Source organism: Allocoprococcus similis (assembly GCF_054660775.1).
In genome coordinates, this window is sequence record NZ_BAAHSG010000019.1 from 35,401 (window position 1) to 48,046 (window position 12,646).

15 protein-coding genes, 3 pseudogenes and 1 riboswitch are annotated in these 12,646 nt (G+C 40.4%); of the genes and pseudogenes, 13 read left to right on the forward strand and 5 right to left on the reverse strand.

Features of this window, described 5'->3' with window-relative positions:
- Nucleotides 1-93: 93 nt before the first annotated feature.
- Nucleotides 94-1,008: pseudogene (locus ACYQ5K_RS10125) on the forward strand (ATP-binding protein); the annotation flags it as partial.
- Nucleotides 1,009-1,152: 144 nt separating this feature from the next.
- On the opposite strand, the gene ACYQ5K_RS10130 reads toward ACYQ5K_RS10125, so the two are convergent.
- Nucleotides 1,153-2,385 carry an ATP-binding protein gene (locus ACYQ5K_RS10130; RefSeq protein WP_173688252.1) on the reverse strand — a complete coding sequence of 411 codons (1,233 nt, stop codon included), beginning with the start codon at nt 2,383-2,385 and terminating at the stop codon, nt 1,153-1,155.
- Nucleotides 2,386-2,660: 275 nt separating this feature from the next.
- On the opposite strand from ACYQ5K_RS10130, the gene ACYQ5K_RS10135 reads away from it, so the two are divergent.
- From ACYQ5K_RS10135 to ACYQ5K_RS10160, 6 genes are all read left to right on the forward strand, one after another.
- The gene (locus ACYQ5K_RS10135; protein WP_173688253.1) at nt 2,661-2,903 is read left to right on the forward strand and encodes a type II toxin-antitoxin system Phd/YefM family antitoxin; all 243 of its coding nucleotides are present in this window, start codon (nt 2,661-2,663) and stop codon (nt 2,901-2,903) included.
- Complete coding sequence (locus ACYQ5K_RS10140) at nt 2,900-2,995, forward strand: cell filamentation protein Fic (RefSeq protein WP_334297095.1); 96 nt, start codon at nt 2,900-2,902, stop codon at nt 2,993-2,995. Before ACYQ5K_RS10135 ends, ACYQ5K_RS10140 begins: the two co-directional genes overlap by 4 nt.
- Before the next feature lie 12 nt (nt 2,996-3,007).
- Complete coding sequence (locus tag ACYQ5K_RS10145) at nt 3,008-3,277, forward strand: type II toxin-antitoxin system death-on-curing family toxin (protein ID WP_330586004.1); 270 nt, start codon at nt 3,008-3,010, stop codon at nt 3,275-3,277.
- Between the two features lie 159 nt (nt 3,278-3,436).
- Nucleotides 3,437-3,577, forward strand: a complete 141-nt coding sequence (locus ACYQ5K_RS10150) for a Maff2 family mobile element protein (RefSeq protein WP_173688254.1) — start codon at nt 3,437-3,439, stop codon at nt 3,575-3,577.
- Nucleotides 3,578-3,743: 166 nt separating this feature from the next.
- The gene (locus tag ACYQ5K_RS10155) at nt 3,744-3,872 is read left to right on the forward strand and encodes a hypothetical protein (protein ID WP_274597648.1); all 129 of its coding nucleotides are present in this window, start codon (nt 3,744-3,746) and stop codon (nt 3,870-3,872) included.
- 3 nt (nt 3,873-3,875) lie between these two features.
- Nucleotides 3,876-4,334 carry a DUF1349 domain-containing protein gene (locus ACYQ5K_RS10160; protein ID WP_459777529.1) on the forward strand — a complete coding sequence of 153 codons (459 nt, stop codon included), beginning with the start codon at nt 3,876-3,878 and terminating at the stop codon, nt 4,332-4,334.
- Between the two features lie 77 nt (nt 4,335-4,411).
- Here the strand turns inward: ACYQ5K_RS10160 and ACYQ5K_RS10165 are convergent, their stop codons facing one another.
- Nucleotides 4,412-4,744 (reverse strand): winged helix-turn-helix transcriptional regulator, encoded by a 333-nt coding sequence (locus ACYQ5K_RS10165; protein WP_150310618.1) that lies wholly within the window; start codon nt 4,742-4,744, stop codon nt 4,412-4,414.
- A 146-nt stretch (nt 4,745-4,890) separates the two neighbouring features.
- On the opposite strand from ACYQ5K_RS10165, the gene ACYQ5K_RS10170 reads away from it, so the two are divergent.
- The gene (locus tag ACYQ5K_RS10170; RefSeq protein ID WP_173688255.1) at nt 4,891-5,436 is read left to right on the forward strand and encodes a flavodoxin family protein; all 546 of its coding nucleotides are present in this window, start codon (nt 4,891-4,893) and stop codon (nt 5,434-5,436) included.
- A gap of 111 nt (nt 5,437-5,547) precedes the next feature.
- On the opposite strand, the gene ACYQ5K_RS10175 is transcribed toward ACYQ5K_RS10170, so the two are convergent.
- A complete protein-coding gene (locus ACYQ5K_RS10175; RefSeq protein WP_055249501.1) occupies nt 5,548-6,390 on the reverse strand; it encodes a D-amino acid aminotransferase in 843 nt (280 codons plus the stop codon).
- Nucleotides 6,391-6,924: 534 nt separating this feature from the next.
- Here ACYQ5K_RS10175 and ACYQ5K_RS10180 point away from each other — a divergent pair.
- Nucleotides 6,925-7,062: pseudogene (locus ACYQ5K_RS10180) on the forward strand (helix-turn-helix transcriptional regulator); the annotation flags it as partial.
- Nucleotides 7,063-7,255: 193 nt separating this feature from the next.
- Here the strand turns inward: ACYQ5K_RS10180 and ACYQ5K_RS10185 are convergent.
- Nucleotides 7,256-9,016, reverse strand: coding sequence for a diguanylate cyclase domain-containing protein (locus ACYQ5K_RS10185; protein WP_195231421.1), 1,761 nt, complete (start codon nt 9,014-9,016; stop codon nt 7,256-7,258).
- 181 nt (nt 9,017-9,197) lie between these two features.
- A riboswitch (cyclic di-GMP riboswitch) is annotated at nt 9,198-9,273 on the forward strand.
- Between ACYQ5K_RS10185 and ACYQ5K_RS10190 the strand changes: the two are divergent.
- Nucleotides 9,248-9,346, forward strand: a pseudogene (locus ACYQ5K_RS10190) (ATPase); the annotation flags it as partial. Its footprint overlaps the riboswitch before it by 26 nt.
- Before the next feature lie 22 nt (nt 9,347-9,368).
- On the opposite strand, the gene ACYQ5K_RS10195 reads toward ACYQ5K_RS10190, so the two are convergent.
- Complete coding sequence (locus tag ACYQ5K_RS10195) at nt 9,369-10,127, reverse strand: GntR family transcriptional regulator (RefSeq protein ID WP_459777530.1); 759 nt, start codon at nt 10,125-10,127, stop codon at nt 9,369-9,371.
- A 418-nt stretch (nt 10,128-10,545) separates the two neighbouring features.
- On the opposite strand from ACYQ5K_RS10195, the gene ACYQ5K_RS10200 reads away from it, so the two are divergent.
- From ACYQ5K_RS10200 to ACYQ5K_RS10210, 3 genes are all read left to right on the forward strand, one after another.
- On the forward strand, nt 10,546-11,307 hold the full coding sequence (locus tag ACYQ5K_RS10200; protein ID WP_173689278.1) for a creatininase family protein: 762 nt from the start codon (nt 10,546-10,548) through the stop codon (nt 11,305-11,307).
- 12 nt (nt 11,308-11,319) lie between these two features.
- The gene (locus ACYQ5K_RS10205; RefSeq protein ID WP_008371255.1) at nt 11,320-12,396 is read left to right on the forward strand and encodes a M42 family metallopeptidase; all 1,077 of its coding nucleotides are present in this window, start codon (nt 11,320-11,322) and stop codon (nt 12,394-12,396) included.
- 75 nt (nt 12,397-12,471) lie between these two features.
- Entirely contained in the window at nt 12,472-12,639 is a 168-nt protein-coding gene (locus ACYQ5K_RS10210) for a helix-turn-helix domain-containing protein (RefSeq protein ID WP_179963157.1), read from the forward strand.
- Nucleotides 12,640-12,646: the final 7 nt, after the last annotated feature.

Below are 12,646 nucleotides of genomic sequence, written 5' to 3' on the forward strand. Positions count from 1 at the left end.
AGTCGGTTTAATAAAATTTTAGATAGAAAATAAATCATTATAAAAAGATCCTGTTCATACTATGATATATAGAACAGGATCTTTATTTACTTTGATGTGTATGTCACCAGAAGTAATTCCAAGTTCCTGTCCAGTGACATTGTGACCGAATTCCGTGGCAGAGGTGATGAAATCAGAATCTATCCCCTCTCCTTTGCTGAGTTTTATTCTGCCTGTGACAGTGATTATGATGATGCCTGGGATGACTACATGATCTATGGAGGATTGCCGCAGGTTGTTGGTTTCCAGAGTGAGCGACAGAAAGCAGACTATCTGAAGAACATCTTTGCTAATGTTTATCTGAAGGATGTTATAGAAAGAAATAAAATTCAGAATGTGGATGAAATTGGTATTCTGGTTGATGTGCTTGCATCTGCAATCGGCGCACCAACCAACCCTTCAAAGATTGCTAATACCTTTTCCAGTGAGCGTCAGATGACTTATACCAATAAAACTATCTCAAACCACATTGACTATTTGGCAGATGCGTTTTTGATTTCCAAGGCAAGCCGGTACGACATTAAGGGACGAAAATATATCGGTGCAAATCTGAAATATTACTTTACTGATCTGGGACTGAGAAATGCTCGTTTGAATTTCAGACAGCAGGAGCCTACTCATATCATGGAGAACATTGTTTATAATGAGCTGCTGATCCGTGGCTACAATGTTGATGTGGGCGTCGTGCAGATCTTTGATAAAGATAAAGAGGACAAGCGTGTCCGTAAGCAGCTGGAAGTTGACTTTGTGGTTAACCAAGGCAATCAGAGGTACTATATTCAGGTTGCATATGACATGATTTCGAAAGAAAAGCAAACTCAGGAGTTCAACTCCTTGCGTAATATCCCAGACTCTTTCAAGAAGATTGTCATTGTAAATGGCAGCAAGAAACCTTGGAGAAATGATGAAGGATTTGTCATCATGGGAATGAAGTATTTCCTTTTAAATGCAGATAGTTTAGAGTTCTGACATCGGTTATAGATAGCTGAAAAAATCAGGGTTAGAAAAGGAAAAGAATAACAAAGATAAGTGACAAATAGAAAATAATTACAACCTTAATAATGCCGGTGCAGAATTTTGATATCCAGTACCGGCGTTATTGATTCTACCTGTTTATTCTTGTAGTAACCAATCGGCTATATCGTGAATTTCGATTCCTTCATAGCTATATTGGGGATGTTTGGTTCTGGCAATAATCATTTTCGGATAAGCATCTCGGATCTGGAGCAGAGGTGAGTATTCTCTCTCAAATGTTTCCTGCCTGGAAATGTCGTCGCTTACCTGAATATAAATCTTCTCGCTGCCTCTCTGAGCAACAAAGTCGATTTCCTTTTGATAAAGCTTGCCGACATAAACATCATATCCACGGCGAAGAAGCTCGATGCAAACGATGTTTTCATATACTCTGCCATAATCCATATTTCTGCTTCCCAGTATTGCATATCGAATACCGTTGTCACACAAATAGAATTTTTCAGAGCTTTCAAGGTATTTCTTACCTCGGATGTCGTATCTCTTAATATCATAAAATACAAAAGCATTGCACAAATACTTAATGTACTTGCCGACGGTTACATGATTAGTTGGAGTCTCATTTGCTGTCAGCAACTGACTGACCTTATTAGGCGAAGTCAGGTTGCTGATATTATCCATAAGGAACTCGCTCAGACGTTGCAAAACCAAAGTGTCAGGGAGAGAATATTTCTGTACCAAATCCCTTGTAACAATAGTTTCGTAGACCTCTTTGATATAGTTTGTTTTGTCTTTTTCGGTTCTATAAGCATAGGAACCTGCTAAACCGCCCTTGATAGCGTACTCATCAAAGAGCTTATCTTTGTCACTAATATCATCATAATATTGGCAATATTCCTGGAAGCTGAAAGGAAACACATGAATTTCAATATAGCGTCCGGTAAACAGAGTTGCCAGATCTGCACTCAACAGGAAAGCATTAGAGCCTGTTACATAGATGTCGTATTTTCCCTTAGAGTACAGGCTGTTGATTGCCAGCTCAAACTTGGGACACATCTGAACCTCGTCTACAAACAGGTAGTTCGTTTTGCCTTCCTGATAATGTTGTTCCACATAGGAGTGTAAGGCATGGTATTCCTTGATTTCTTCATACGCCAAATCCATGAAGTCAATGAAGATAATATTGATGTTTTCAAAGTTGCTTTTCAGATACGCAATATACGCCTGCATCAGTTTAGACTTACCAGATCGACGAATACCCGTAATGATCTTGATGTCAGGAGTGCCATTCAGTTCAATGATTCTATCGAGATATTTTGCTCTTGTGATTGTTTTCATATAGTCACCCACTTTCAAAAATTGAAATTTTTTCATTTTTCGAAACTGCTTCGTTGTACTTAGTATACTGTCTGCTAATAGTATATGCAAGATGTCGCTTTCAAAAACACAATTTTTTTTATTTTTTGAAAGTGGAAACTATGTAAAGGCAACCCGATTCTTTACTTAATTTCAGGAAAAATGCAGAAGAAGAGATAAAATCTATGGAATCCTTAACAGAAAATTATGATTAAAAGATAAGATGCGAGAAAATAGGTTGTATTCTAGCTAGAATTTGCATATAATAAAGGTAAAAGAGAGGTGTATGCAATATGACAGTTGATACAAATACAATGATATCTATTACAGAAGCAAATCAGAATTTTTCAAAAGTTGCACGATTGGTTGATGAACATGGAACCGCTGTTATTTTAAAAAATAATGTTCCCCGATATCTTGTTATAGATTTCAGTAAGGCAGATCAGGAAAAAACAGCACCAACTGAAGATGTAATGGCGATATCAGAACGTCTGATTAAAGAAAATATGGAAGCATATAAGGTACTTGCGAAATGATTACATTGACTAAAGAACAGGTATTGATGCTTCATGATCAGCTGATAGAAGCCACTGGTGGCAGCAAGGGCATAAGAGATGAGGGAATGTAGGAATCAGCACTTATGAATCCATACCAATCATTTGGCGGGATAGAACTTTATCCAAGCATTCAAGCCAAAGCAGCTCAGCTGTGTTTTGGAATTGTGAAAGATCATCCTATGATTGATGGAAACAAACGACTTGGTACTCATGTAATGCTTGTGTTTTTAGCATTGAATGGTTATGAATTATCATATAGCCAAAAAGAATTGAGTGATACGATATTATTACTTGCAGCGGGGAAATTACAGTCGGAAGATATTTTGCAATGGATTATTGAGCATCAAAAATAAATAAAGATTTTAAGCAGTTACAGACCGGAAAAGTTTGTAACTGTTTTTTTGTGCCTAAAAACGAGGAGGTAGCGATGAAATTATATAATATTCGGTCACCAACAAAATGAAACTATAACAAAAAACACAGAAAAATTAAGAAGGGAGGTGAACATGCATATGGGATTTTTCAGTAATGCTATCAATATCCTTCAGACACTGGTCGTTGCAATCGGTGCCGGTCTTGGTGTATGGGGAGTAATCAACCTGATGGAAGGTTATGGTAATGACAATCCTGGCGCGAATGCTCATGTGCGGTAAAGTAACACACAAGAATTTGATAGACAGCAGCCCCTCTATTCCGAATATTGAGCTACTTTTCACCTTATTACTTTGAGGTAAGTATCTTACGCCAAAGTGCGTACTTTACAAAGGCTTTCTATGGAACTATGATAAGTTTGTGGCTTTCAACAAGGAGGACGTTTCTATGGATTTCAAATGGCTAAATGAGGGACAGGTAAAAACGAATGGGGACAAGATAGAAATATTTGCTCCCGCACAAAGCGATTTTTTCTTTAACAACGGCGCAATCGGAGAAGAAGGAATCACGCCGTAATCTTTGTGCAACGCTCCGTTTTATTACACAGAGATTACGGGCGATTTTGTAATGAGAGTAAAGGTATCACATGACTTTAAAGATACCTATGATTCTGCTTCCATTATGGTAATGCAGGACATGAAAAACTGGGCGAAAGCGTGCTTTGAAATGACGGATTTTGGAACACACGCCGCAGTCAGCGTTATCGCACGAAACGGAGAATCAGACGACGCAAACGGGTGCAATATTGACGGTAACATAGCATGGCTACAGGTGTGCAGATGTGGAAACTCTTTTGCGTTTCATTACTCCGTTGACGGAAAGAACTTTTACATGATGAGGTTTTTCAATCTTCCTGCGGGCAACACTGTAAAAGTGGGGCTGCTTGCACAAGCTCCTGTTGGAAACGGAGGAAGCAGAGTTTATTCAAACCTCACATTCGAGCAGAAAACAGTAAAAAATATCCGTATGGGCGAATAAGAAATTATGTGCCGCTATCACAAGCGAAATGCAATGAAGAAGCAGACCGAAACCGTTTCAGATTTCAGTCTGCTTTTTTACAATCTGTTTTCTTCTCCCCAATCGCACATTGTTTCCAATATAGGAATGAGAGATTTTCCACGCTCTGTAAGACTGTATTCGACTTTGGGGGGAATTTGCGGATATTCTTCTCTATGGACTAATTTATCTGCTTCTAATTCTTTCAAGGTAGAGCTTAATGTTTTATAGGAGATTTCATCAATGTATTTTTTCATTTCATTGAAACGGACAACGCCAAACTCAGCCAGAACATATAGTATCGTCATTTTATATTTTCCGTTAATCAGAGATAAAGTGTAGCTAAATCCTGTACTTCTAAAGCATTCATTTGAAATATTACGTTCACTCATTTTACACTTTCCTTTTCGTAAGTATATTACACGAATTTTAGTATCGCACTTAATTGTGCGTACTTGATTTTCATTTCATTCTTGCTATTATGATAATATCGAAAGAGGGAAAAGTCAATCCCGCTATCATAAGGAGGATCAATTTTATGAGCAAAAAAATTGTTGTAATCACAGGCAGCCCCCGCAAAAAAGGAAACAGCTTCGCAATGACAGCGGCTTTTATCAAAGCTGCGGAAGAAAAAGGACATACGGTAAAGCGGTTTGACGCTGCCATGATGAATGTGAGTGGTTGCCATGCCTGCGAAACATGCTTTAAGACAGGAAAAGCCTGTTCATTTGATGATGATTTCAATGTGATAGCCCCGGCTATTCAGGAAGCCGACGCTATTGTTTTTTCCATGCCGGTTTACTGGTACACGATTCCGTCACAGATAAAGGCGGTCATTGATAAGCTGTTTTCATTCTATCATGCAGAGGTAGACCTTTCTGGAAAAGAATACGCTATCATTACTTGCTGCGAGGAAGATGATAAATCTGTCATGGACGGTATTCGGATTCCTATTGAACGGTCTGCTGCATTGTTGAAATGGAAAATGGTCGGTGCGGTAATGATTCCCGCAGTTGTAAATACAGGCGATATTGACAAGACAGATGGGTGCGAACAGGCAGCGACTTTAGCTGATAAATTCTAATTGCAAACTATCTATCAGATATTTCTACTCTGTTTAGAAATAGCAAAGCCAGCCGGAGCAGTCAACGGTCAAGATGAACTGGCATGCGCCCTGAACTGCTCCTCTGATCATTTACATGGTCTCATTTTCAAATTTTTCTGTATACTTTTTCTGGATCAAATCCACTAACTCCGGTGCCTTTCCTCCGATCGGGGTGCCGTTCATTTCGCAGACCGGGGAGCAGAATTTTGTGGAGCTGGAGACGATGATCTCGTCGGCATCCATCAGCTCTGCCATGGTAAAAGGTGTCTCGTCGACGATGATCCCGTTATCCTTGCAGATCTGGATGATGTGCATTCTTGTGATTCCCGGTAAAATATAGTGGTCTGTCGGGTGGGTCTTAAATACGCCGTCCTTGATGATGGAAACGTTGCTGTGGGCACACTCGGTGACGATATCACCGCGGTGGAAGACGCACTCGCCGCATCCGAGAGACTCCGCTTTCTCTGCCGCCATGACGTTGACGAGAAGGTTTAATGTCTTGATATTGCAGTGGAGGAAACGGGTGTCTTCCATGTCTGTAAGTTTCAGACGTTTGCTGGAGTCAGCCGATTTCCCAGGCTTCATGAAAATCCAGAGATTCGGCTTTGTGCCTGCAGCTGGGAACTGGTGCTGACGGATGCCGGTTCCCCGGGTCATCTGCCAGTAGATGAAGATATCCTTATCGTCCATTTTTGCCAGCATATCGTAGAGGATCGCCGCAAGCTCGTCCTTTGTGTAAGGGATATCGATCTTAATGAGTCCGGCGCTGTTGAAGAAACGGTCCAGGTGCTCTTTTAAAGCGAAGATCTTTCCGTTTCTCGCCAGTGTCGCCTCGTACACACCATCACCGAAATAACATGCGCGGTCGTTCATCGGAACGGTCATCTCTTCCAGAGGTCCGAATTTACCGTTGTAGTAGCCAAGTGTTTTCATTTACATTTCCTCCTGAATTTACGAAAAATTTTTCGGATATAACTGAAATATTCTATCGCTATCATAGCATGGAACAGGAGGAAAGTAAAGGAAAGAGGAAGGATTTCAGCTAATGTTTTTGGACATATTGTATAAAAGGTCCTATATTTTCCCATTGTCATATGTAAAATTTTTCTGTATAATATAGAATAATTATAACTGTTCAGTAGGTCTGCGCATTTACTGCGCTGACCGTAAGAAAAATTAGGCTGGAAGGCAAAAATCCTATCGGAGCAGCTGATTTGGAATGGATTTTTGCGCGTAACTGTGAGGGTACTGAACCAATGTCATTTAGTTAACGTTTAATAGGGAGCGAATTCTTACAGAACAAATTACAGATGGGCCTTAGTGGAACAGTTTTACAGATATGTTTACGATTTACTCATGAAGGAAAGCACGACAAAAAGACAGATTGCAAATCTGCCTCAAAACGGATTATAATGATGCAAGTAGCCTTGCCCATATTTCCTGTTTCACGTATTCGGGTTTATATGCATGGAAATTACTCAGCCCAATGGTATATTTCAGTTTCCTGAAGAGTTACAGGAAATCCTAGGAGTCAGCAGACCTACTATTTATAACCTTTTAAAGAAAAAGGAATTCCGGTGGATCCAGTTGGATGGCAGAAAGTATTGGTATATCAGTAATAACAAAGCTGTGATTTGGGCGCTAAATAAAGAAAGACTGATAAACAGTGGCTATTATGATTTAGCCACAGCCTACCAGTCTGTGCACGTCAACTATTGAAAGCGCTGTATACCGAACGGTACATCATACGGTGCTGTGAGAGGACGGCGGTTAATCACCGCCACCTACTCGATTTTTATTATCTTGAGAATTTATCACTGTAACGAACATGCATATCCTCCCAATCCATAAACAATACATAAAATACCTTTCCGTATTGTTGGCTCTCTACAATTCTTCCATGATCAAGCACAGAAAAATAGGTTCCGTCAGCTTTTCGAAGATGGAAGTGAATATAATCATTTTCATTACCACTGTCAATCTGTTCCCAGATACTTGATTCTATCTGTTGCTGTTCATCTTCCCGAATCAAGTTTCGAAAACTTTTCTTAGTAAGTCTGAATAGTTCATCTATATCTTTATATCCAGACATATGAAGAAATTCATCATTTGCATAAAATAGTTCATCATCTTCTTTGTCAGCTCTGTATATGATAAATGCACCTGGAAGGTGTTCTGAAATATCCTTGAATGCGAATCCAAGCTGTTTGCGGACACCTGACTGAAGACCTTTCCTGTAGGCCATACATCCGTTTTTACCATGAAGCTTTATTTCATAAAGAGCTGCATCTGCGCAGCGCAGGAGCTGTGAACGGTCGGATGCAGATGTTGGATATTCTGCATATCCAAGAGAAATATAAAAAGCATATTCCTTACCATGACATGAGAATGTTTTGGGAAGTTGGGTGAATTGCTGTAGCTGTACATCTGCTTCTGCAAAGGTACAATTTGGTAAAAGAATGCAAAATTCGTCACCACCGTTTCTTCCCAGTAACGCATCGGATGGGAAAAAAGCCTTCATGCTGTCTGCAAGACTCTTTAATGCCCTGTCTCCGTAACTATGTCCATAGATATCATTGATAAACTTGAAATCATCGATATCAAGGAGTGCAGCCACAAAATGTGTTTGAGGATTTTTAGAAATCATCTTTTCTGCTAACTCATCAAATCCATAGCGGTTATAAATACCTGTAAGAGAATCTGTATGTGCCAGTATTTGATATTTGTTCCTATGTTCTTTTGCTACTAACCATACTCTGGTAAGAACTGTCAGAAGAAGGATTATTATAACAAATATTCCGCTTGTGATTATGATTAATGTGCTATTTCTCCATCCACTTTTAGGTGTTACCTCAATTTTCCAGTTTTCATCTCCTATTGTAAAAGTATAAGAAACAGGATGGTTTATTTGATCATCCGACTGATAAACCACTTTATAAGTGTCACTCCAGGGAGTAACTGTTTTTAAAATTCTATATTCATATCCAAAATCTGAAAGTGCATGGATCGAGTCTGAAAAAATGTCCGGAATACGCAGGATAACGATAGTAAATCCCCAGAAATACTCTTGATCATTTTTATCTTTCAGGTAGACTGGATTGCGGACGGCAATTCCATATCCGCCCTGTTTCAATTTGAAGGGACCTTGTGTAATGATTGTATGGTTGTCTCTAGCATAACAGGAAATCTTTCCACGGTCTTTATCATGGATCAGATCAATCTTACCTGCCTCATTTCCAGCAGCCGGATAAATATCGGTTACAACACCATTAGGAGCAAGTTGTATGCTTTCAATAGAATCAGATATAAGATTTCCGGCAATCGTTTCAAAATGATAGATGTCACCATCTTCACTTATTAAGATCTGCTTCAAAGCATCCGTAATCTCAATTCCAGCTGTAATTTCATTCTTTATGCGTTCACCATAGGTGACTACATTTAATTGTGCTGTTATGTGTCTCTGCTCTTTTTCATGGGTGTCTGTTTTGTATACAATTAAACTAACAAGGCATATGCCCAGTAAAAAACCGATAAGAGGCACAAGTGTTTTCTTTTTCACCTGGTTCACCTCATTTTATCCATGGGATTTTTTATAATGAAGCATTATATCACAAAAGTTGAAAGACAGAATAAGTTTTCCGAAAAAAACAACAAGTTTTTTACGTTAAAGCGATAATGCTTTTTCTTCTATGCAAAGAAATATGGGCGTAAAATAAAATTAGTTTTCAAATAAAAAATAATAAGTGAAATGGCAAATCAGACGAAAGTCTGAGACGCAAAGCTAAAGGGCCTGTTAAATGGCAGCAAGAAACCTTGGAGAAATGATGAAGGATTTGTCATCATGGGAATGAAGTATTTCCTTTTGAATGCAGATAGTTTAGAGTTCTGACATCTGTTATTAATGAAACAGATCAAAAACCCTGTTCTTTCATGAGTGAAAGTCTGTATACACGTCTGCCGGTTTCTTCATAATGCTGGTCCAGAAGAGCACAGGTTGCCTGGATATCGTTAATCCGGATGGCCTCCAACAGGCATTGGTGTGTCCATACTGCAGTGCCTCCGTTATAAGAGGTATTTGGATCCGGTGTGTTTGATTCTAAGCATTTGGCATTCTGAAGCGTTTCAGCATCTCCGCTTAACAGTCCAAAGCGATTGGCATTCTGAACCGAGAGGAACATGGCACCATTCAGTGGACTCAGCAACTCCCACATTTTAGTCAATCGGTTAAGCTGGGCAGAGCGAATGATCTGCAGGTGGAATGTCTCATCTGCACGAACAGCCTTCATAGTATTACCTTCGAGAACAGCCTTTCGAAATTCTTCAATGCTGGCTTCCATTATCATGAGACTATAGTCACTGAGGAGGCAGTTGCTTTTCTGGATCGCCAGTTTTTCAAGGCTGCCGCGCAGAAAAAAGACTTCATAAGCGTCTTGTGGAGAAAGCAGTGCGACTGTACATCCTTTGTTAGGACAGTAATCGACTAAACCTTCGACAGCAAGCTGTCGGAGCGCTTCGCGCACAGGACCTCGGCTGAGTCCGAATTTCCTGGCAATTTCAGCCTCTACCAGTTTTTCCTGAGGCTGAAGGATCCCATTGATGATCTGCTCCCGCAGAGATTCAAGAACAATTTCTGATGTAATAGTATTTGATGTTTTTCGTTGTTTCTGCATATTTACCTCATAAATTTTCAGAATAAGTATCCGGTTTCAATAGGTGCGCTTGGTTCGTAGTAGAACATACCGCCAATTTTTCGCATGTTCCATTTCCTTACTAGTTTAGTAGAAACGACTACACGGATGTCTTTTGTCCGTTAGCAAAAAACTTATTATAATTATAGTAGATTGTTAACTAAAACGAAAGCATTTTTTATGCTGTTAACATTAAGTCGAAATTGTTGACAATCATATTTGCCTGGACTATACTTGGGTTATCAAGAGTATCTCAAAAATTCTGCATTGTCATAAAAAAAGCAAATCCTAAAGGGGAATAGGAGGCAACGCAGTAATTGATGGATGTCGGACTGTCTGGTTTCCGAATAGTCCGATTTTCAGCAGAGAAGAATAATTATTAGTAGGAAGGAGAGAAAATATGAGACTTACAAATTTGACTTGGCCGAAAGCTCAAGAATATTTTGAAAAAAACGATATGGTACTTATTTCTATCGGAAGTATTGAGTGTCACGGCCGTCACATGCCACTTGGAACCGATACACTGATTCCGGAGCATTTGCTGGAGAAAATTGAGAAGAAGAGTGATGTTTTGATTGCTCCGACCATTCCATATGGTTCCTGCCAGTGTTTAGCTCCGTATCCGGGTACAATTGATATTGACAATGAGGTACTCTATCAGTTTTGCCGTCAGATTTTTCTGAGTCTGTATCGTCACGGCGCAAGAAAATTCGTTTTTCTGAACGGACATGGCGGAAACATCAAGATGATTGAACGCCTTGGCATGGAATTCGAAGATAAGGGCTGTCTGGTGGCTATGCTTAACTGGTGGCTGATGGCATGGGATATGAACCCGGCGTGGAAAGGCGGCCACGGCGGTGGTGAGGAAACAGCTGCGATTCTTGGAATTGATCCGTCTTTAGTTGATAAGAGTGAGATAGGTGGTGAACTCCAGTTTAAGCACCTGTCTGATAATCTGAAGACAACCGGTTTCCGTTCTGTTGAGTTCAAGGGAGTTAACGTTGATATTATACGCAATACTCCGCATGTAACAGACAGCGGCTGGATCGGACCGGATCATCCGAGTACCGCTACAGAAGAGTGGGGCAAGGAGATGCTTGAGACCACAGCAAACTATATTGTTGATTTCATGGAAGAATTCAAGAACGTAAAACTTTCATAGAGAGGTGTCAGAATGGATAAAAAAACAACGCTGGAAATGATTGCAGCAATTTCAAATGCAAACGGTACATCCGGTTTCGAAGATGAAGTGGTTGCAGCGATTCGTCCTTACGCAGAAGGACTCGGAGAAATTACTGAAGATCGCATGCGCAACCTGTATATCCGCCGTAAAGAAAATAACGGCAAACGTCCGGTTGTTCAGCTTGACGCACATAGTGATGAGGTTGGGTTTATGGTGCAGGCTATCTGCCCAAACGGAACTCTCCGCATCATTCAGATCGGAGGTTGGGTTAACCACAATATTCCGGCTCATAAAGTCTTGGTTCGCAACCGGTTCGGAGAATATATTCCGGGGCTTACTGCCAGCAAGCCTCCGCATTTCATGACAGAGCAGGAGCGTAAAGCACCTCTGGATATGAAAGATATCACGGTAGATGTTGGCGCTGTTTCTAAAGAAGAGGCGGTTGAAAAGTTCGGCATTCGTATCGGTGAACCCGTAGTGCCGGATGTGACATTTACATATTCAGAAACCACAGATCTGATGGTTGGCAAGAGCTTTGACTGCCGTCTGGGATGTGCGGCAATTCTTAAGACTATGCATACCCTGGCTGGTCAGGAGCTGAATGTGGATATTGTTGGCGCTTGTGCAGCACAGGAAGAAGTTGGTGTACGCGGTGCCACCGTGACAGCACAGGTAATCAAGCCGGATATCGCAATTGTTTTTGAAGGCTGCCCGGCAGATGATACCTGCGTTGAGTCGTATATGGTTCAGACAGCTATCAAGCGAGGACCGATGCTGCGTCACATTGATGCCCGCATGATCACCAATCCGCATTATCAAAGATATGCACTGGATCTGGCAGAAAAGCTTGGTATTCCGGTTCAAGATGCAGTTCGTAGTGCCGGCTCAACCAATGGTGCAGCTATACATCTGACTGAAAAAGCAGTTCCGGTCATCGTTATCGGAGTTCCGGTCCGCTATGCACATACACATTACGGAATTTCAGCTTATAGCGACTTTGATAACGCTGTTAAGCTGGCATGCGAAATTCTTAAAAGACTTGACGAAGAGCAGGTTATGAGTTTTTAAATACAGTATGTAAAAGAAACAGAGCATTTTCGAAACATACTAACAGAGAATTGTATTGCTAAGCTTGAATGTTACCTGAATCATAAACAAAGCATTCGGAAAACTTCAGAGCTAATGGGGGGGCACTCTCGGTCAGTGTCATACCGTTTGCAAAAAATAGTAGAGCTGACGGGGATGGATTTTGAAAATATAGCAGAGATGCTATCCGTTCGAAATAGAATTGTAATATTAAGAATATTGTAATAATTGT

Bases quoted from the DNA above. Each gene is read 5' to 3' on its own strand.
- ACYQ5K_RS10130 (WP_173688252.1), bottom strand. From the start codon at position 2,385: ATGAAAAAATTTCAATTTTTGAAAGTGGGTGACTATATGAAAACAATC.
- ACYQ5K_RS10135 (WP_173688253.1), top strand. From the start codon at position 2,661: ATGACAGTTGATACAAATACAATGATATCTATTACAGAAGCAAATCAG.
- ACYQ5K_RS10140 (WP_334297095.1), top strand. From the start codon at position 2,900: ATGATTACATTGACTAAAGAACAGGTATTGATGCTTCATGATCAGCTG.
- ACYQ5K_RS10145 (WP_330586004.1), top strand. From the start codon at position 3,008: ATGAATCCATACCAATCATTTGGCGGGATAGAACTTTATCCAAGCATT.
- ACYQ5K_RS10150 (WP_173688254.1), top strand. From the start codon at position 3,437: ATGGGATTTTTCAGTAATGCTATCAATATCCTTCAGACACTGGTCGTT.
- ACYQ5K_RS10155 (WP_274597648.1), top strand. From the start codon at position 3,744: ATGGATTTCAAATGGCTAAATGAGGGACAGGTAAAAACGAATGGGGAC.
- ACYQ5K_RS10165 (WP_150310618.1), bottom strand. From the start codon at position 4,744: ATGAGTGAACGTAATATTTCAAATGAATGCTTTAGAAGTACAGGATTT.
- ACYQ5K_RS10170 (WP_173688255.1), top strand. From the start codon at position 4,891: ATGAGCAAAAAAATTGTTGTAATCACAGGCAGCCCCCGCAAAAAAGGA.
- ACYQ5K_RS10175 (WP_055249501.1), bottom strand. From the start codon at position 6,390: ATGAAAACACTTGGCTACTACAACGGTAAATTCGGACCTCTGGAAGAG.
- ACYQ5K_RS10195 (WP_459777530.1), bottom strand. From the start codon at position 10,127: ATGCAGAAACAACGAAAAACATCAAATACTATTACATCAGAAATTGTT.
- ACYQ5K_RS10200 (WP_173689278.1), top strand. From the start codon at position 10,546: ATGAGACTTACAAATTTGACTTGGCCGAAAGCTCAAGAATATTTTGAA.
- ACYQ5K_RS10205 (WP_008371255.1), top strand. From the start codon at position 11,320: ATGGATAAAAAAACAACGCTGGAAATGATTGCAGCAATTTCAAATGCA.